Origin of the sequence: Luteimonas sp. 8-5 (assembly GCF_029763755.1) — a bacterium.
Taxonomy (GTDB): Bacteria; Pseudomonadota; Gammaproteobacteria; order Xanthomonadales; family Xanthomonadaceae; genus Cognatiluteimonas.
Map to the genome: position 1 here is coordinate 1 of NZ_JARUVM010000098.1, position 18,041 is coordinate 18,041.

The window sequence follows — 18,041 nt, forward strand, 5'->3', positions numbered from 1 at the left end:
GGGCGCGCCGGGCGCTGGCCCTGGCGCTGGCCGCCGCCGTTCTTCGGGATCGGCGCGTCGAGGCGGATCGGCCGGCTCGGCGCGAAGCCGTCGACCAGGTCCATCTTCAGGTCGACCTTGAGCATGCGCTGGATCTGGTTGAGCAGGCCACCCTCTTCCGGCGACACCAGCGACAAGGCCTCGCCCTGCGCACCCGCACGTCCGGTGCGGCCGATGCGGTGGATGTAGTCCTCGGCGACCATCGGCAGGTCGTGGTTGATCACCAGCGGCAGGTCGGGAATGTCGAGTCCGCGCGCGGCGACGTCGGTGGCCACCAGCACGCGGGCCTTGCCGGCCTTGAACTGGTTGAGCGCCTTCTGTCGCTGCGCCTGGCTCTTGTTGCCGTGGATGGCGACGGCGCGCAGGCCCGCGGTCTCGAGCTGTTCGGCCAGGCGGTTGCAGCCGTGCTTGGTCTTGCCGAACACCAGCACCTGGTCGGTATGGCGCTTGCTCAGGATCTGGATCAGCAGTTCGCGCTTGCGCGCGCCGTCGACCGGGTGCACGCGGTGCACGATGGTCTCGGCGATGGTGTTGTTGGCGGCGACCTGGACCTGCTGCGGGTTGCGCATGAACTCCAGCGCCAGCGCCTTGATCCGCGGTTCGAACGTGGCCGAGAACAGCAGCGTCTGCCGCTCCTTGGGCACCCGCGCGAGGATGCGCTTGATCGGTGGCAGGAAGCCCATGTCGAGCATGCGGTCGGCTTCGTCGAGCACCAGCACTTCGACCGCGTCGAGCTTGGCGCTGCCGCGCTCCATGTGGTCGATCAGGCGCCCCGGCGTGGCGACCAGGATGTCGGCGCCGCGACGCAGGTTGTCGACCTGCGGCCCCATGCCGGCGCCACCGTAGATGGTGGTCACGTTGAGGTGCAGGTGGCGACCGTAGGTCTTGAGGCTGTCGGCGACCTGGACCGCGAGCTCGCGGGTCGGCACCAGCACCAGCGCGCGCGGCTTGCGCGGGCCCTTGGCGGGAGTGACCTTGGACAGCCGTTGCAGCAGCGGCAGGCCGAACGCGGCGGTCTTGCCGGTGCCGGTCTGGGCGCCACCCAGCAGGTCGTTGCCGGCCAGCGCCAGCGGACTCGCCTGGGCCTGGATCGGGGTGGGGGCGGAAAAGCCGTTTTCGGCGAGCGCGCGCAGCAGTGCGGGCGAAAGCCCGAGCGTTTCGAACGTCATGATTGGAACTCCGTAAGGGACCCGCTTGTCATGCGGGCCTCACCCGGAGCGTTCCTTGAACCGCGCTGCGAGCGAATCTTGTTTGACGGCACCGGATGCTCCGGGCCGTGCCTGCGCGACGAAAGGCGTGCGGGGAGAGAGGCCGCCAGGCCGTAGGGCCGGGGGGCTGGCTTACCAGGAAAACGGATCAGCCGTGCACAGGACGCGCGAAGTCTACGGCATCCAGGCTGAACGGGGAAGCGAGTTCAGACCAGGAGGGTCTCGAACTCGTCCGCCGGCACCGGGTGGCCGATCCAGTAGCCCTGGGCCAGGTCGCAGCCGCGTTCGCGCAGGATCGCGTACTGGCCTTCCTTTTCCACGCCCTCGGCGACCACCGTGATTCCCAGTGAGTGGGCCATGGCGATGATCGCGGTGGTCAGGGCCAGGTCGTCGGGATCGCGCAGCACGTCGGAAATGAAGCTGCGATCGATCTTGACGCCATCGGCCGGGACCCTGCGCAGGTGGCTGAGGCCGGAGAAGCCGGTGCCGAAATCGTCGAGCCACACTTTCACGCCGGTGCTGCGCAGCTTCGCCAGCAGGGCGCCGGCGTGCATCTCGTCTCCAAGCACCGCGGTTTCGGTCAGTTCGATGTGCAGCTGCGCCGGCGGCAGGCCGGTGTCGCGCAGGACGCTGGCGACCTGGTTGGGGAGCTCGCCGCTGCGCAGCTGCCGCGGCGAGACGTTCACCGAGACGAACAGGCCGGCGCCGCGCGCCGAACGTGCGTGCCAGCGGGTGGCGTCCTCGCACGCGGTGCGCAGCGCCTGCGGACCGATGGTCTCGATCAACCCGCTCTGCTCGGCCACGTCGATGAACACCGATGGCGCGATGTTGCCCTGCTCCGGGTGGCGCCAGCGCAACAGCGCTTCGGCGCCGACCAGGCTGCCGTCGGCCAGGCGATAGATCGGCTGGTACACCAGGCTCAGTTCGCCGCGACCCCAGGCGCCGCGCAGGTCCTGCTCCATGCGCACACTGCGCTCCACCGCCTGGTCCATGGCGCGGCTGTAGAAACGATGGCAGTTCTTGCCCGCGACCTTGGCCTGGTACATCGCGATGTCGCCGTTCTTCATCAGCGCGGTGGCACCGGCGGCGTCGTCCGGGAACAGGGTGATGCCGACCGAAGTGCCGAGGAACAGCTGCCGCCCCTGCACCACGATCGGGCGCGCAAGTTCGGCCACCAGGGTCTCGGCCAGCGCTTCGGCCAGCCCGCGGACATTGCCGTCGGCGCCGCTGCCGCCCTGGAGCAGGCCGCCCTGCAACAGGATGACGAACTCGTCGCCGCCGAAGCGCGCGAGCAGCGTGTCGTCGGTGCCGTAGCGCTCGACCGCCGAAGCGATGCGGTTGGCGAACTGCACCAGCGCTTCGTCGCCTGCGTCGTGGCCCAGGGTGTCGTTGACGCGCTTGAAATCGTCGATGTCGGCGAACAGCAGCGCCAGCGAACGGCCCTGGCCGCGCAACTGCATCAGGCGCTGGTCCAGGCTCTCGCGGAACGCCAGGCGGTTGGCCAAGCCCGTGAGCGCGTCGGTGTAGGCCATGCGCCGGATGTCGCGGTCATGGCGGGCGATGCTGTCGCTCATGCGCCCGAACGCGCGCATCAGGTCGCCCAGTTCGTCGTTGCGCGCGCTCGGCGCGACGGTGGCGGAGAAGTTGCCGGCCTCGATCTCGCGCGCGACATCGGCCAGCTCGCGGATGGGCCGCACCAGGGCGCGCTGCAACGCGTAGCTGACCATGGCGCCGAGGGCGACCAGGCCGAGCATCGCAACCACCACCCACCACAGGTGGCGCGTGCCGATCGAACCCAGGCTCTCGCCCAGCGCGTTCGAGGCCGCGGTTTCGTCGGCGCGCACGGCGTCGAGCGAGTAGCCGATGCGCACGCCGCCCAGGCGCTGGTCGCCGACCCTGACCGGGCTGGACACGTCGAGCACGCGCTCGGTCCACTGCGCGTGCACGCCGTTGGCCGACACGGCTTCGTAGGCCAGCGGGTCGCGCATCGCCTGGCCGAAGGTGGGAATGTCGCCGGAGCCGTCGTGGATGATGTCGCCATCGGTGTCGTACACCAGCACGTAGCGCACGTCCGGCTGGCGCAGCAGGCTGCGGGCGATGACGCCGATCTCGTCCAGGTCGAAGTAGTACAGCGGATTGACCAGCGATTCGGCGACCTGCGCCGACTGCGCCTGGCCATGCTGGCGCAGGCGCTCGAACACCAGCGAGTGCATGGCCTCGCGACTCTTGCCGACGACTTCGTCCTGCATCGCGCCCTGGCGCTGCAGCATCAGCGCGATCGTGGCCAGCATCAGCAGCAGGGTCACCCCGACCAGGACGATGAACTTCGCCTGCAGGCCGCGCAGCCTCCAGCGCAGGCTCATTCGGCCTCCCGGCGCACGCGCGCCACGCCCGCGCGCAGCTCGCGCAAGCTCGCGCCCGTGTCCGCATCGACGGGCAGGAAGCGGGTGGTGCCGAAGAAGCGCAGCAGCGCCTCGCGCGCGTCGGGATCGGCGCCGGCCTCGGCCAGCACTTCGCGCAGGCGGTCGCGGACGCGCGGGTCGAGGTCGCCGCGCACCATTTCCAGCGCGCGCGGCATCTCCGCGCTCTCGTCGATGATGCGAAAGTCGGCGCGGTACGGCGGCGGCATGCGCCGCGGGTCGTCCCAGTCGAGGTTGCTCAGGGTGCCCGCGTCCACCAGGCGCTTGTGCACCCAGGTGGCGATGTTGAGTTCGGAGCGTGCGAACACGTAGCCGACCGAGCGCTGATCCGGCCGGTCCATCGGCGACAGCAGGATCTGCAACGGCAGGTCGCGCTCCAGCAGGCGCATCGCCGGCAGCACGTAGGCGCTGGTCGAGGAGGTGTTCTGGAAGGCCACGCTGTGGCCGCGCAGGTCGTCGAGCGATTCGATGCCGCTGTCGTTGCGCACGAAGGTGATGCTGCGATAGGTGCCGACGCCGTTGCGCTCGGTGAGCAGGAGCGGCTCGGCGCCGGCGCGTTCCTGCAGGCGCATGGCGTTGGCCGAGGTTTCGGTGACCCAGTCCACGCGCCCGCGGCGCAGGTAGCTGGTCATCTGCTGCATGTCGCGGGCCATCAGGATCCGGCCCTCGGTGATGCCGACGTCGGCCATGCGCGGCACCACGTAGTCGAGCAGCGGCTTGAGCTGTTCGTAGTGCGCCTTGGGGTCGTCGCTGATCCGGCCCAGCACCAGCACGTGCGGGTCGCCGGCGAAGGCCGGCCGCATCGCCAGCGGCGACAGGACGACGGCCAGCAGCATGCCCGCCCACAGGGCAGGCAGCCGTCTCAACAGGCCTGGCAGCGCCTCGCGCAAGAAAGGGATCCCCCTGAACCGTCGCCGCGAGCCTACTGGAAACCCGCCAGCCTCGCCATGCGCTGGGCGTCGGCGAGGATGCCCCGGAGCAGGCGCACTTCGCGCTGGTCCAGGCGGCTGCGCAGGAACAGGCGGCGCAGCTTGCGCATGGCCGACTCCGGCGCCCTGCCCTTGTGGAAGTCGATCGCGTCCAGGGTTTCGGCCAGCTGCCCGAACAACCCCTCCATCTGCGCATGGGTAGCGGGCTGGTCGCGCTCGTGCTCGTGCTCGGCGTCGTCCGGCGCCACCGCCGCCGGCCCGGCCCCGGCCAGCCACGCCATGCGCAGCTCGTAGGCCAGCACCTGCACCGCCGCGGCCAGGTTCAGGGAGCTGTAGCCGGGGTTGGCCTGGATGTGCACCGCGCCATGGCACAGCTGCAGTTCGTCGTTCTCCAGGCCGGTGCGCTCGCGGCCGAACACCAGGGCGACCTCGGCGCCGGCCGAGGCTTCGGCCAGCAAGGTCGCGGCGGCCTCGCGCGGACCCTGCTCCGGCAGCGCGATGCGCCGGCTGCGCGCGGTGCATCCCAGCACCAGGCGGCAATCCGCGACCGCCTCGGCCAGGGTGTCGTGGAGGCTGGCGCCAGCCAGCACGTCGTCCGCGCCGGCCGCCAGGGCGCTGGCGTCGGCATGCGGGTAGCGCTCCGGGGCCACCAGCGACAGCCGCGACAGGCCCATGGTCTTGAGCGCGCGGGCCGCCGAGCCGATGTTGCCCGGGTGCTGGGTGCCGACCAGGACCACGCGGATGCGCGCGGCGGCGGCGAATGAAGGATCGTCCATGCCCGCAATGTTAAACTCCGCGCCCCGGCCACCGCGCCGGGCCCGCTCTTTGCCCCCGCCCGCCCCGCCCCGTCCCCGAGGTCGTTCCGCCATGCTCAAGCCCGCCGTCAACGTCATGATCAAGGCGGCCCGCGCCGGCGGCAGCGTGCTGTTGCGGCACATGAACAAGCTCGACGCGCTGAACATCGTCGAGAAGGAGCGGATGGACTACGCCAGCGAAGTCGACGGGCTGGCCGAGGAGGCGATCATCAAGGAACTGCGCCGGGCCAACCCCGAGTACGCGGTCCTGGGCGAGGAAGGCGGCGCGCAGAAGGGTCGCGGCGGTTCGAGCCGCAGCACCTGGGTGATCGATCCGCTCGACGGCACCAGCAATTACCTGCACGGCTGGCCGCATTGGTGCGTATCGATCGCGCTGGTCGAGAACGGCGAGCCGGTCCACGGCGTTGTCTTCGATCCGCTCCGCAACGAGCTGTTCACCGCCAGCCGCGGCAGCGGCGCGACGCTCAACGAGCGCCGCATCCGCGTCTCCGAACGCAAGGACCTTGCCGGGGCGATGCTCATCACCGGCTTCCCGCCGCGCGAACGCGTGCGCGCCGGCGCCCAGCTCGAGTGCGTGCGCGAGCTGCTGCGCGACGCCGAGGACATCCGCCGCACCGGTTCGGCCGCGCTGGACCTGGCCTACGTGGCCTGCGGCCGCGCCGACGCCTACTTCGAATCCGGCCTGCAGCCGTGGGACATCGCCGCAGGCGTGCTGCTGGTGCGCGAAGCCGGCGGCCGCGTCGCGGACTTCCGCGGGTCCGCCGTGGGCAAGCTCGACATCGCCGAATCCCGCGGCCGCCAGCTCGTCGCCGGCAACGTCAAGATCACCGACCCCCTGCTCAAGACCATCCAGACCTCGGGCTACCTCGCCTCGTTCAACTGAAGCGAAGAGCTTTTTGGCCACGGATTACACGGATAAACACGGATAAGACAAAAACAAGAGAGGAGTGGTTCCAGTGCGCTGCAAGCGCCCGGCGCCACTCCTCTTTTGCTCTATCCGTGTTTATCCGTGTAATCCGTGGCTAAAAGCGCTCCTAGCGTTTTTCGAGGGGCACGTAGGGACGGTCTTCGGGGCCGGTGTAGTTGGCGCTGGGGCGGATGATCTTGCCGTCTTCGCGCTGTTCGATGACGTGCGCGCTCCAGCCGGAGGTGCGGGCGACGACGAACAGCGGGGTGAACATCGGCGTCGGGATGCCCATCATGTGGTAGGCACTCGCGCTGTACCAGTCCAGGTTCGGGAACATCTTCTTGGTGTCCATCATCAGCGTCTCGATGCGCTCGCTGATGTCGAACAGCGCCTGGTTGCCGCCGTCGGCGCACAGCTTGCGCGAGATCTCCTTGATGATCGGGTTGCGCGGGTCGCCGATGGTGTAGACCGGGTGACCGAAGCCGATCACGATCTCCTTGCGTTCCATGCGCGCGCGGATGTCGGTCTCGGCCTCGTCCGGCGTGGCGTAGCGGCTGATGATGTCCATCGCCACTTCGTTGGCGCCGCCGTGCTTGGGGCCGCGCAGCGCGCCGATGGCGCCGGTGATGCACGAATGCATGTCGCTGCCGGTGCCCGCGATGACGCGCGCTGTGAAGGTCGACGCGTTGAATTCGTGCTCGGCGTACAGGATCAGGGACTTGTCGAGCGAGTCCGCATGCAGCTGCGACGGCGGCTCGCCGTGCAGCAGGTGCAGGAAGTGCGCGGCGATCGAGTCGTCGTCGGTCTCGCAGTCGATGCGGCGGCCATTGCGGGTGAAGTGCCACCAGTACAGCAGCATCGAGCCGAAGCTGGCCATCAGGCGATCGGCGATGTCGCGGGCTTCGGCGGCCGGATGGCCTTCGCGCTCGGGCAGCACGGTGCCCAGCACCGAGCAGCCGGTGCGCAGCACGTCCATCGGGTGCGCGTTGGCCGGCACCAGTTCCAGCGCCTCGCTGACGATCGCCGGCAAGCCGCGCAGGCGCTTGAGCTTGGCCTTGTAGGCCTGGAGTTGCGAGGCGGTCGGCAGCGCGCCGTGGACCAGCAGGTGCGCGACTTCCTCGAACGTCGACTTCGTGGCCAGGTCGTGGATGTCGTAGCCGCGGTAATGCAGGTCGTTGCCGCTGCGGCCGACCGTGCACAGCGCGGTGTTCCCCGCGGGCGTGCCGCTCAGGGCGACGGACTTCTTCGGCTTCGGCCGGGCCTGATCGGTCTGTTCGGTCATTTGGCTTCCTTCTTGAACAGTGCGTCGAGCTTGTCCTCGTAGGCGTGGTAGCCCAGGAAGTCGTAGAGCTCGGCGCGGGTCTGCAGGGTGTCGACGATGTTCTTCTGCGTGCCCTCGCGGCGCACGGTCTCGTAGAAGTGCAATGCCGCCTTGTTCATCGCCCGGTAGGCGCCGCAGCAGTACAGGGCGATGTCCACGCCGGCATCGCGCAGTTCGTCGGTGGTGAAGAACGGGGTGGAGCCGAACTCGGTGAGGTTGGCCAGGATCGGCACCTTCACCGCGGCCTTGAAGCGGCGATAGTCCTCGAGCGTCTTCATCGCCTCGGGGAAGATCATGTCGGCGCCGGCTTCCACGTACGCCACCGCGCGCTCGATCGCGCTGTCGATACCCTCGACCGCGGCCGCGTCGGTGCGCGCCATGATCACGAAGGCTTCGTCGGTGCGCGCGTCGACCGCGGCCTTGACCCGGTCGACCATCTCCTCGGCGGGGACCACTTCCTTGCCCGGGCGGTGGCCGCAACGCTTCTGCCCGACCTGGTCCTCCATGTGCACCGCGGCTACGCCGATGCGCTCGAAGTTGCGGATGGTGCGGCCGATGTTGAACGCCCCGCCCCAGCCGGTATCGATGTCGACCAGCAGCGGCATGCCGGTGGCGTCGACGATCCGGCGTGCGTCGGTGAGCACGTCTTCCATCGTCGAGATGCCCAGGTCGGGCATGCCCAGCGAATTGGCCGCGACGCCGCCGCCGGACAGGTACAGCGCCTTGTAGCCGGTGCGCCGGGCCATGAGCCCCGCATAGGCGGTGATCGCGCCCATCACCTGCAGCGGCGACTCCGCCGCGAGCGCGGCACGGAAGGCGGCCCCGGCGGAGTCCAGGCGCGGCATCAGAGCAGGTGCGCCACGCCGGCCCGCTCTTCCTCGAGCTCGGCCAGGGTCTTGTCCATCGCGGCGCGGCTGAAGTCGTCGACCGGCAGGCCTTCGACGCGGGTGTACTCGCCGTTGGCAGTGGTCACCGGCACGCCGTAGATGATGCCTTCGGGGATGCCGTAGCTGCCGTCGGACGGCACGCCCATGGTCACCCACTTGCCGTTGGTGCCAAGCGCCCAGTCGCGCATGTGGTCGATCGCGGCGTTCGCGGCCGAGGCCGCCGAGGACAGGCCGCGCGCCTCGATGATCGCGGCGCCGCGCTTGGCGACCAACGGGATGAAGGTGTTGGCGTTCCAGTCGGCGTCGCCGATGGCGTCCTTCAGCGACTTGCCGTCGGCGGTGGCGAAACGGTAGTCCGGGTACATCGTGGAGCTGTGGTTGCCCCAGACGACGAACTTCTCGATGTCGCCCACGGCCACGCCGGCCTTGTTGGCCAGCTGCGACAGCGCGCGGTTGTGGTCCAGGCGCAGCATGGCGGTGAAGTTCTTCGCCGGCAGCGAGGGCGCCGACTTCATCGCGATGTAGGCGTTGGTGTTGGCCGGGTTGCCCACCACCAGCACCTTGACGTTGCGCGAGGCGACGGCGTCCAGCGCCTTGCCCTGCACGGTGAAGATCTCGGCGTTCTTCAGCAACAGGTCCTTGCGTTCCATGCCCGGGCCGCGCGGCATCGCGCCGACCAGCAGGGCGTAGTCGGCGTCCTTGAACGCGACCATCGGGTCGTCGGTGCCGACCATGCCGGCCAGCAGCGGGAACGCGCAGTCCTCGAGCTCCATCATCACGCCCTTGAGCGCGGCCTGGGCCTTCTCCATCGGCAGCTCGAGCATCTGCAGGATGACCGGCTGGTCCTTGCCCAGCATCTCGCCGGAGGCGATGCGGAAAAGCAGGGCGTAGCCGATCTGGCCCGCGGCGCCGGTGACGGCAACTCGGATGGGGGACTTCACGCTGGGGGACTGCATGGTGACTCCGTCAGGAAAGTTCGTTGAAGAATTCGCGGATGCGCTCCATGCCCGGGGCCAGCTGCGGCGTCGGGCAGGTGTAGCTGATGCGCAGCGCGCGGGGTTCGCCGAAGGCCGAGCCCGGCACGCAGGCCACGCCCTTGGTTTCCAGCAGCACGCTGCAGAAGTCGACGTCGTTGCCGACCTTCAGCCCCGACGGGCCGTGGGTCTTGCCGAAATACGCGCTGACGTCGGGGAACACGTAGAACGCGCCTTCCGGGCGCGGGCAGACCACGCCGGGGATCGCGTCGAACACCGCCATCACCTGGTCGCGCTTGGCCTGGAACTCGGCGCACTTGGCGTTCGGGATGTCCTGGGGACCCGACAGCGCGGCGATCGCCGCGGCCGTGATCACTTCCGGCAGGCTGGTGATGTGGTTGGAGTTCATCGTCACCACGGCCTTGGCCACGCTTTCCGGGCCGGCCATGAAGCCGACGCGCCAGCCGGGCATGCCGTAGGTCTTGGACAGCGAGTCGATGAAGATCACGCGGTCGCGCAACTCGGGGCGCGTGTGCACGAAGTTGTGGTAGCCCACGCCGTCGAACACCATGCGGTTGTAGATGTCGTCGGTGATCACCCAGGTGTCCGGGTACTTCGCGACCACGTCGGCAAGCGCGGCGATCTCGTCCTTCGAATAAACCATGCCGGTCGGGTTCGAAGGGTTGTTGAACAGGAACACCTTGGGCTTCTTTGCCAGCGCTTCGTCGAGCTGCGCGGGGGTGAGCTTGTAGTCCTGCTCCGCCGGGCACGGCAGCAGCTGGACCTTGGCGTTGACGATCTCCGCGATGTCCAGGTAGCTGGTCCAGTACGGCACGGCGAAGGCGATGGTGTCGCCCTCTTCCAGCAAGGCCTCGGCCAGGTTGTAGATGACGTGCTTGGCGCCGATGCCGGTGGCCAGGTTGGCGCGGGTGTAGCCGGTGAGCCCGATCTCGCCGATGTGCTTGAGGAAGGCATCGAGCAGCGCGTCGTTGCCGCGGTTGCTGCCGTACTGGCCGGAATCGTGCTCGAGCGAGGCGCGCGCGGCGGCGTAGACGTGCTCGCCGGGCAGGAAGTTGGGGACGCCGATGGAGAAGCTGATGATGTCGCGGCCTTCGGACTTCAGGCGCTTGGCTTTTTCCGCGATCTCCATGATCGCGCTGGGCTTGGCGCGACCGATGCGGCTGGCGAACTGGGGCATGCTGACCTCGTGGAAAGGACGCTGGCAGCCCGGAATTTTAGCATGGAGGCGACCCGCGGCCGGGCCGCCTCCTTGTGGAAAGGTGCGCTTACGGCGCCAGGACGCGGTTCCATTCGGCGACGCGATCGGCCTTGGCGGCCAGCGCGGCATCGGCATCGCCCTCGATCCGCACGCTGCGGATATGGTCGCCCTGCTGGACCTTGTCGACCGCTTCCAGGCCCTCGACGACCTTGCCGAACACCGTGTGCTTGCCGTCCAGCCACGGCGTGGCCACGTGGGTGATGAAGAACTGGCTGCCGTTGGTGTTGGGGCCGGCATTGGCCATGGACAGCACGCCGCGCTCGTGGGGGACGCCGTTGGCGGTCTCGTCCTCGAACCGGTAGCCCGGGCCGCCGCGGCCCGAACCCTCCGGGCAGCCGCCCTGGATCATGAAGTCCGGGATCACCCGGTGGAAGTTCAGGCCGTCGTAGAAGCCGCGGCGGGCCAGGTTGACGAAGTTGGCCACGGTCAGCGGCGCCTTGTCGGCATGGAGCTCGATCTTGATCGGGCCGCGGTCGGTTTCGAACAGGGCGAACAGGGACATGGGGGGCTCCTAAGGGAGAGGCCAGGGGGAAAGATGAACCGCGGGACCGACGCGGGGCCCGGCAGCCGGTTATAATAACCGGCTTCCCTCGAAATCCCCTCCGGCGCCCTCCCCTGGGCGTCATCCGGCGCCGATGGCGTCCCCCAAGCATTTACGGCCAATGTCCATCGAACGCCTGCGCAACATCGCCATCGTCGCCCACGTCGACCACGGCAAAACCACCCTCGTCGATTGCCTGCTCAAGCAGTCCGGGACGCTCAGCGAGCGCACCGTGCTGGCCGAGCGGGTCATGGACAGCAACGACCAGGAAAAGGAACGCGGCATCACCATCCTGGCCAAGAACACCGCCATCACCTGGCAGGGCAACCGCATCAACATCGTCGACACCCCCGGCCACGCGGACTTCGGCGGCGAGGTCGAGCGCGTGCTGTCGATGGTCGATTCGGTGCTGATCCTGGTCGACGCGATGGACGGCCCGATGCCGCAGACGCGCTTCGTGACCCAGAAGGCGTTCGCGATGGGCTTCAAGCCGATCGTGGTCGTGAACAAGATCGACCGCCCGGGCGCGCGCCCGGACTGGGTGATCGACCAGGTGTTCGACCTGTTCGACAAGCTCGGCGCGACCAACGAGCAGCTTGATTTCCCGATCGTCTACGCCTCGGCCCTGCACGGCTACGCCAGCCTGGACGACGCGGCGCGCGACGGCGACATGACTCCGCTGTACGAGGCGATCATGCAGCACGTACCGGCGCCGAGCGTGGACATGGAAGGCGCGTTCCAGATGCGCATCAGCCAGCTCGACTACAACAACTTCGTCGGCCTGATCGGCATCGGCCGGATCCAGCGCGGCAAGGTGCGCAAGAACCAGCCGGTGGCCGTGATCGACCGCGAGGGCAAGAAGCGCCAGGGCAAGATCGTGCAGGTGCTGGGCTTCATGGGCCTGGAGCGGATCGAGGTCGAGGAAGCCGAGGCGGGCGACATCGTCGCCATCGCCGGCATCCAGGACCTGGGCATCTCCGACACCGTGTGCGCGCTGGACACGCCCGAGGCGCTGCCGGCACTGACCGTGGACGAGCCGACGATCAGCATGACCTTCCAGGTCAACAACTCGCCGTTCGCCGGGCACAAGGAATTCTCCGGCGGCAAGTTCATCACCAGCCGCCAGCTGCGCGAGCGGCTGATGCGCGAGACCCTGCACAACGTGGCGCTGAAGGTCGAGGAGACCGCCGACGCCGACAAGTTCCTGGTCTCGGGCCGCGGCGAGCTGCACCTGTCGGTGCTGATCGAGACCATGCGCCGCGAGGGCTTCGAGCTGGCCGTGTCGCGCCCCGAGGTGATCATCAAGGAGATCGACGGCCAGCCGATGGAGCCGATCGAGCAGCTGGTGGTCGACGTCGAGGAAGTGCACCAGGGCGGCGTGATGGAAAAGCTGGGCACGCGCAAGGCGCAGCTCAAGAACATGGAGTCGGACGGCAAGGGCCGGGTGCGCCTGGATTACATGATCCCGGCGCGCGGCCTGATCGGCTTCCAGAACGAGTTCAAGACCCTGACCCAGGGCTCGGGCCTGCTGTTCCACGTGTTCGACCACTACGGCCCGAAGGAAACCGGACCGATCGCCAAGCGCATCAACGGCGTGATGATCGCCAATGCCCCGGGCGTGACCCCGGCCTACTCGCTCGGACCGCTCGAGGAGCGCGGCCGCCTGTTCGCGGCCGAAGGCGACAACGTGTACGAAGGCCAGCTGGTCGGCATCCACTCCAAGGACAACGACCTGACGGTCAACGTGATCAAGCCCAAGCCGCTGACCAACATGCGCGCCTCGGGCAAGGACGACGCGATCAAGCTGACCCCGGCGCTGAAATACTCGCTGGAGCAGGCGCTGGATTTCATCGAGGACGACGAGCTGGTCGAGGTCACCCCGAAGGAAATCCGCCTGCGCAAGAAGTTCCTGACCGAAACCGACCGCAAGCGCGCCTCCCGCGCGGCCTGACAAAAAAGGGGACGGAGGTAATTAAGCGCGGATGCGCTTAATTACCTCCGTCCCCTTTTTTGTCTATGCTGCACCCTCGTGACCATGTCCGGGGGTTCTGCATGTTCCGTGCCGCCATCCTTGCGCTGCTGCTGGCAGCGCCCGCCGCTGCATCCGGCCTCGAGGAAGCCACCGTCGCGCAATTGCAGGAGCGCATGCGTTCGGGCGAGCTCGACAGCCAGGCGCTGACCCGCGCCTACCTCGACCGCATCGCGATGCTCGACGACGCAGGCCCGGCGCTCAACTCCGTCATCGAACTCAATCCCGAAGCGCTGGCCGAGGCCGCGGCGCTCGACGCCGAGCGCGCCGCCGGCAAGGTACGCGGCCCGCTGCACGGCATCCCGGTGCTGCTCAAGGACAACATCGACGCCACGCCCATGGCGACCTCCGCAGGGTCGCTTGCACTGGCCGGAAACCACCCGGCCGACGACGCGTTCCTGGTGCGGCGCCTGCGCGACGCCGGCGCGGTCATCCTGGGCAAGACCAACCTCAGCGAGTGGGCCAACTTCCGCTCCACCCGCTCGACCTCGGGCTGGAGTTCGCGCGGCGGCCAGACCCGCAACCCCTATGTGCTGGACCGCAATCCCTGCGGCTCGAGCTCGGGCACCGGCACCGCGATCGCCGCCAACCTGGCCGCGGTGGGCGTGGGCACGGAAACCGACGGCAGCATCATCTGCCCGTCCGCGGTCGCGGGCCTGGTCGGGATCAAGCCCACGGTGGGCCTGGTCAGCCGCGACGGCATCGTTCCGATTTCCATCACCCAGGACACCGCGGGGCCGATGACGCGCACCGTCGCCGACGCCGCCGTGCTGCTGGGTGCGATGGCGGGCGTGGATGCCGATGACCCGGCCGGCCCGGCTGCCGAGGGCCACGTACCTGCCGACTACACCGCGTTCCTCGATGCCGACGGCCTGCGCGGCAAGCGCATCGGCGTGCTGCGCCAGGCGATGGGTTACCACCCCGGTGTCGACGCCATGACCGAAGCGTCGATCGAGGCGCTGAAGGCGGCCGGCGCCGAGGTGATCGACGTCGAGGTCGCCGGCTACGACAAGTGGAATGCGGACGAATACCAGGTGCTGCTGTACGAGTTCAAGGACGGCCTCAACGCCTACCTCGCGCAGTCGGGCTCTGAACATGCGTCGCTGAAAGCGCTGATCGCCTGGAACAAGGCGCACGCCGACACGGCGATGCCGATCTTCGGCCAGGAGATCTTCGAGCAGGCGCAGGCCAAGGGGCCGCTGACGGAGAAGGCCTACCTCGAAGCGCGCGACAAGGCGCGCAGGATGGCCGGCGCCGAAGGCCTGCTGGCGACGCTGGATGCGCAGGAACTCGATGCGCTGGTCGCGCCGAGCATGTCGCCCGCATGGATCACCGACCAGGTGCTCGGCGACCACTTCGTCGGCGCGGGCTACGGCATGGCGGCGGTCGCCGGCACGCCGAGCATCACGGTGCCGGCCGGGGAGTCGCACGGGCTGCCGCTGGGGCTGACCTTCATGGGGCGGGCATACAGCGAGCCGGCGTTGATCGCGATGGCCTACGCGTTCGAGCAGGCGACGCACGCCCGCAAGCCCCCGCAATACATCCCCACCCTCGAACCATGAGGTAGGAGCGGCGGCAGCCGCGATGTTCTCGCGTGCTTACGCTGGAAAGGCGGTCCGCTTTGGCGAATGTCCCCCGGCCGGACCTGCGGCCCGGCCTCCTCCTTGATTTCGCCAAAGCGCACCACCTTTCCCGCGACGCCCGGAGCATCACGCGTCGTGAGCGCCGCTTCGGGAGAGTTCCGAAGCATCGACCCACCCGCTTGGCTTAGCGTCGTGGAATGGCCTTGCCCAAGACGGGACCGTCGGAGGCATGGATGCCGACGACGAGGCTACATGGACGTACTCGCGCCGTGTCCCGGCTTGGGCAAGGCCATTCCGCGGCGCCCCGCACGTGAGCGGGCGGTTCGCCTTCGCTTCGCGCGCGAGGCGCGCTGCTATGGGGTGGGAGTGATTTCGATGCGGGCGATGCGGCCCTGGTCGCCGCTGGCCCAGCCGACGTTGCCGGCCAGATCGATGGCGTCGTAGCCGGTGGCGGACAGCGACTGCCAGCGACCGCCCGACAGCAGGTCGACGCCGTTGGGGCCGACCGCCACGCACTGCGGCTGCGCACTGCCTGCGCAGGCGACACCGGAGCGGTAGCCGTTCGGATCGGGCAGGCGCGCCACGTGCAGGCCGCCCTCCCCGTCCGCCACCACCAGCGCCGCGCTGCCCGTGGCTTCCTGCTCGAAGTCCCCACCGACCAGCAGCATGTCGTCGCCCGCAGGTGCCGCGGAGAAGATGCCGGCGGCGGGCACGCGCGCGGGGATGGAAGTCGCGTGCGCGGTCCACGCCGGTGAACCAGCCTGGTCCATGAGGATGCGCGCCGCGCCGCCGCCGGTCACGATGATGCGGCGCTCCCAGGGCGTCGTCGCGATGCAGGTGCCGCTGGCCGCGAACGCCGCTTCGTCCTTTTCCGCAGGCGGCATGCCTGCAGGCTGCAACGTCCAGCTCGCGCCGCCATCGGCGCTTGCGTAGACCTGGAACGCACCGTCGACCGGATCGCCCATGAGCCAGCCGCGCTGGCCGTCGAAGGCCATGCAGTCGAGGAAGGCGCGCTCGTCGTCGTTCTGCAGGGCCAGCGACCATGTCGCGCCGCCGTCCACGGTGCGATAGACGCGCGAAGCCTGGCCCGGGCCGATCGACAGCACCACGGCCGTGTCCGCGTCGAAACCTTCGACGTCGCGGAAGTCGAGTTCGCCTGCGCCTGGCACCTTCATCGCCTGCCAGGTCGCACCGCCGTCGACCGTGCGCAACACGGTGCCGGCGCGGCCGCTGGCCCAGGCGACGTTCGCGTCGACGGCGGAAATGCCGCGCAGGCGCACGTCGACACCCGAGACCTGGGGAACGACGGTGGCCTGCGCCCACGCGCTTCCTGCGAGCAACGACAAGGCCAGGGCAATGGACAATCGGGTCATCGAAGTACTCCGGTCGCGGCTTCCGCCGCTCCTACGCGGGGGTGGTGAGCTGGGCCTGCTTGCGCACCACCAGCATCGCGATCTCCAGCGCCTGTTCGTAGTTCAGGCGCGGGTCGACGGTGGAGCGGTAGGCGCGGGCCAGGTCGGCGTCGGTCAGGTCGCGCGCGCCGCCCGTGCATTCGGTGACGTCCTCGCCGGTGAGCTCAAGGTGCACGCCGCCCAGGCGCGTGCCCGCCGCGGCGTGGATCTCGAACGCCTGCTCCAGCTCGCTGCGGATGTTGCGGAAGCGCCGGGTCTTGTAGCCGTTGCTGGTGGCCTCGGTGTTGCCATGCATCGGGTCGCAGACCCACAGCACGCGGCGCCCTTCCCTGCGCACGGCGTCCAGCAGCGCCGGCAGCCTGTCGGCGATGCCGGTGGCGCCCATGCGGTGGACCAGGGTGAGGCGGCCCGGCTCGTCTTCGGGGTTGAGCACGTCGACCAGGCGCAGCAACTGCTCCGCGGTGGCGGATGGACCGACCTTGAGCGCGATCGGATTGCGGATGCCGCGGAAGTATTCGACGTGGGCGCCGTCGAGCGCGGCGGTGCGCATGCCGATCCACGGGAAATGGGTGCTGAGGTTGAACCAGCCCCACTGCCGCGGCACCTGCCTGGTCTGCGCTTCCTCGTAGGGCAGCAGCAGCGCCTCGTGCGAGGTGTGGAAGTCGACGCGGTTGAGGTTGTGCACCTGGCTGCCGGACAGCGTCTCCATGAAGCGCACGGCGTCGCCGATGCCGGCGACCATGCGCCGGTATTCCTCGGCCAGCGGCGAGTGCCCGACCCAGCCCAGGTCCCAGTACTCCGGGTGGTGCAGGTCGGCGAAACCGCCGTCGATCAACGCGCGCACGAAGTTCATGGTCATCGCCGAGCGTGCGTGCGCCTTGATCATGCGCCGCGGGTCCGGCGTGCGCGCCTGCGCGCTGAACGCCGGCGCGTTGACGATGTCGCCGCGATAGCTCGGCAGGGTCACGCCGTCGACGGTTTCGGTGTCGGCCGAGCGCGGCTTGGCGTACTGGCCGGCGAAGCGGCCGACGCGCACCACCGGCAGGCGCAGCCCGTGCACCAGCACCAGGCTCATCTGCAGCAGCACCTTGAGCCGGTTGGAGATCACGTCGGAGCTGCACTCGGCGAAGCTCTCGGCGCAGTCGCCGCCCTGGAGCAGGAAGCGCTTGCCTTCCTGGGCCTCGGCCAGCGCCTGCTTGAGCGCAAGGATCTCCCAAGAGGTCACCAGCGGCGGCAAGGCGCGCAGCTCGTCGACCGCTTCGCGCAGCGCATGAGGGTCCGGATAGGTCGGCATCTGCGCCGAGGGGCGCGTCCGCCACGACCCTGGCGTCCAGCCCTCGGGCAGGTTCACGGCTTGCGGGCGGTCAGGCGCGGACATGGCGGTCCTTCCCCGGCAGGACCATCGCCAGCAACACCCACGCGGCCAGGAGCACGAACCACAGCAGGCTCCACTCGGGCATCGACAGCCCGAGGAAGGTCCAGTCGACGTTGGCGCATTCGCCGGAGCCGGTGAGTACGGTGCGGATCACGCTGGTCAGCGGCATCGCTTCGGTGAGGAAGTCGAGCCCGGGGCCGCACATCGGCACCTGGTCCGCCGGCAGGTGTTGCAGCCAGACATGGCGCCCGGCCACGCCGATGCCGGCCGCGGCGGCCAGCAGACCCAGGGCGCCCCAGGCGCGACGGCCTCCGGCGCCACG

The 18,041-nt window shown here is 69.2% G+C and carries 15 protein-coding genes; 3 read left to right on the forward strand and 12 right to left on the reverse strand.

The genetic code is table 11. The annotated features are described in order from the left end of the window. The 4 genes from QAA18_RS10115 to QAA18_RS10130 all read right to left on the reverse strand — a co-directional run. A partial coding sequence (locus tag QAA18_RS10115) for a DEAD/DEAH box helicase (RefSeq protein WP_279412804.1) occupies positions 1–1,208 on the reverse strand: 1,208 nt, incomplete at its 3' end. Positions 1,209–1,453: 245 nt separating this feature from the next. Then, positions 1,454–3,610, reverse strand: coding sequence for an EAL domain-containing protein (locus QAA18_RS10120; RefSeq protein WP_279412805.1), 2,157 nt, complete (start codon positions 3,608–3,610; stop codon positions 1,454–1,456). Next, on the reverse strand, positions 3,607–4,470 hold the full coding sequence (locus tag QAA18_RS10125) for a phosphate/phosphite/phosphonate ABC transporter substrate-binding protein (RefSeq protein WP_279412820.1): 864 nt from the start codon (positions 4,468–4,470) through the stop codon (positions 3,607–3,609). The genes QAA18_RS10120 and QAA18_RS10125 overlap by 4 nt, the downstream gene beginning before the upstream one ends. A 119-nt stretch (positions 4,471–4,589) precedes the next feature. Continuing rightward, entirely contained in the window at positions 4,590–5,372 is a 783-nt protein-coding gene (locus QAA18_RS10130) for an RNA methyltransferase (protein ID WP_279412806.1), read from the reverse strand. A gap of 91 nt (positions 5,373–5,463) precedes the next feature. Here QAA18_RS10130 and QAA18_RS10135 point away from each other — a divergent pair, with 91 nt between their 5' ends. Next, positions 5,464–6,294, forward strand: a complete 831-nt coding sequence (locus tag QAA18_RS10135; protein WP_279412807.1) for an inositol monophosphatase family protein — start codon at positions 5,464–5,466, stop codon at positions 6,292–6,294. 151 nt (positions 6,295–6,445) lie between these two features. Here the strand turns inward: QAA18_RS10135 and prpC are convergent, their stop codons facing one another. From prpC to QAA18_RS10160, 5 genes are all read right to left on the reverse strand, one after another. Continuing rightward, a complete protein-coding gene (prpC, locus tag QAA18_RS10140; RefSeq protein WP_279412808.1) occupies positions 6,446–7,600 on the reverse strand; it encodes a 2-methylcitrate synthase in 1,155 nt (384 codons plus the stop codon). Continuing rightward, positions 7,597–8,484 (reverse strand): methylisocitrate lyase, encoded by an 888-nt coding sequence (prpB, locus tag QAA18_RS10145; protein WP_279412809.1) that lies wholly within the window; start codon positions 8,482–8,484, stop codon positions 7,597–7,599. The genes prpC and prpB overlap by 4 nt, the downstream gene beginning before the upstream one ends. Continuing rightward, a complete protein-coding gene (locus tag QAA18_RS10150) occupies positions 8,484–9,467 on the reverse strand; it encodes a malate dehydrogenase (RefSeq protein ID WP_279412810.1) in 984 nt (327 codons plus the stop codon). Before QAA18_RS10150 ends, prpB begins: the two co-directional genes overlap by 1 nt. Positions 9,468–9,492: 25 nt before the next feature. Further along, a complete protein-coding gene (locus QAA18_RS10155) occupies positions 9,493–10,698 on the reverse strand; it encodes an aminotransferase class I/II-fold pyridoxal phosphate-dependent enzyme (RefSeq protein ID WP_279412811.1) in 1,206 nt (401 codons plus the stop codon). An 88-nt stretch (positions 10,699–10,786) separates the two neighbouring features. Continuing rightward, on the reverse strand, positions 10,787–11,281 hold the full coding sequence (locus QAA18_RS10160; RefSeq protein WP_279412812.1) for a peptidylprolyl isomerase: 495 nt from the start codon (positions 11,279–11,281) through the stop codon (positions 10,787–10,789). A 160-nt stretch (positions 11,282–11,441) separates the two neighbouring features. Here QAA18_RS10160 and typA point away from each other — a divergent pair, with 160 nt between their 5' ends. Continuing rightward, complete coding sequence (gene typA / locus QAA18_RS10165) at positions 11,442–13,271, forward strand: translational GTPase TypA (protein WP_279412813.1); 1,830 nt, start codon at positions 11,442–11,444, stop codon at positions 13,269–13,271. A 101-nt stretch (positions 13,272–13,372) separates the two neighbouring features. Continuing rightward, on the forward strand, positions 13,373–14,911 hold the full coding sequence (locus QAA18_RS10170) for an amidase (protein ID WP_279412815.1): 1,539 nt from the start codon (positions 13,373–13,375) through the stop codon (positions 14,909–14,911). Positions 14,912–15,285: 374 nt separating this feature from the next. On the opposite strand, the gene QAA18_RS10175 is transcribed toward QAA18_RS10170, so the two are convergent. The 3 genes from QAA18_RS10175 to QAA18_RS10185 form a co-directional block, all read right to left on the reverse strand. Continuing rightward, complete coding sequence (locus QAA18_RS10175; RefSeq protein WP_279412817.1) at positions 15,286–16,305, reverse strand: hypothetical protein; 1,020 nt, start codon at positions 16,303–16,305, stop codon at positions 15,286–15,288. A gap of 31 nt (positions 16,306–16,336) precedes the next feature. Next, on the reverse strand, positions 16,337–17,722 hold the full coding sequence (locus QAA18_RS10180) for a 3-deoxy-7-phosphoheptulonate synthase class II (RefSeq protein ID WP_279412818.1): 1,386 nt from the start codon (positions 17,720–17,722) through the stop codon (positions 16,337–16,339). Next, the coding region (locus QAA18_RS10185; RefSeq protein WP_279412819.1) for a disulfide bond formation protein B at positions 17,709–18,041 on the reverse strand (333 nt) is incomplete at its 5' end. The genes QAA18_RS10180 and QAA18_RS10185, both read right to left, overlap by 14 nt.

Excerpts from the sequence above, each read along its gene's own strand:
- QAA18_RS10130 (WP_279412806.1), bottom strand. The coding sequence starts at position 5,372 with ATGGACGATCCTTCATTCGCCGCCGCCGCGCGCATCCGCGTGGTCCTG.
- QAA18_RS10155 (WP_279412811.1), bottom strand. The coding sequence starts at position 10,698 with ATGCCCCAGTTCGCCAGCCGCATCGGTCGCGCCAAGCCCAGCGCGATC.
- typA (WP_279412813.1), top strand. The coding sequence starts at position 11,442 with ATGTCCATCGAACGCCTGCGCAACATCGCCATCGTCGCCCACGTCGAC.
- QAA18_RS10180 (WP_279412818.1), bottom strand. The coding sequence starts at position 17,722 with ATGTCCGCGCCTGACCGCCCGCAAGCCGTGAACCTGCCCGAGGGCTGG.
- QAA18_RS10175 (WP_279412817.1), bottom strand. The coding sequence starts at position 16,305 with ATGACCCGATTGTCCATTGCCCTGGCCTTGTCGTTGCTCGCAGGAAGC.
- QAA18_RS10120 (WP_279412805.1), bottom strand. The coding sequence starts at position 3,610 with ATGAGCCTGCGCTGGAGGCTGCGCGGCCTGCAGGCGAAGTTCATCGTC.
- QAA18_RS10125 (WP_279412820.1), bottom strand. The coding sequence starts at position 4,470 with ATGCGGCCGGCCTTCGCCGGCGACCCGCACGTGCTGGTGCTGGGCCGG.
- QAA18_RS10160 (WP_279412812.1), bottom strand. The coding sequence starts at position 11,281 with ATGTCCCTGTTCGCCCTGTTCGAAACCGACCGCGGCCCGATCAAGATC.
- prpC (WP_279412808.1), bottom strand. The coding sequence starts at position 7,600 with ATGACCGAACAGACCGATCAGGCCCGGCCGAAGCCGAAGAAGTCCGTC.
- QAA18_RS10135 (WP_279412807.1), top strand. The coding sequence starts at position 5,464 with ATGCTCAAGCCCGCCGTCAACGTCATGATCAAGGCGGCCCGCGCCGGC.
- QAA18_RS10170 (WP_279412815.1), top strand. The coding sequence starts at position 13,373 with ATGTTCCGTGCCGCCATCCTTGCGCTGCTGCTGGCAGCGCCCGCCGCT.
- prpB (WP_279412809.1), bottom strand. The coding sequence starts at position 8,484 with ATGCCGCGCCTGGACTCCGCCGGGGCCGCCTTCCGTGCCGCGCTCGCG.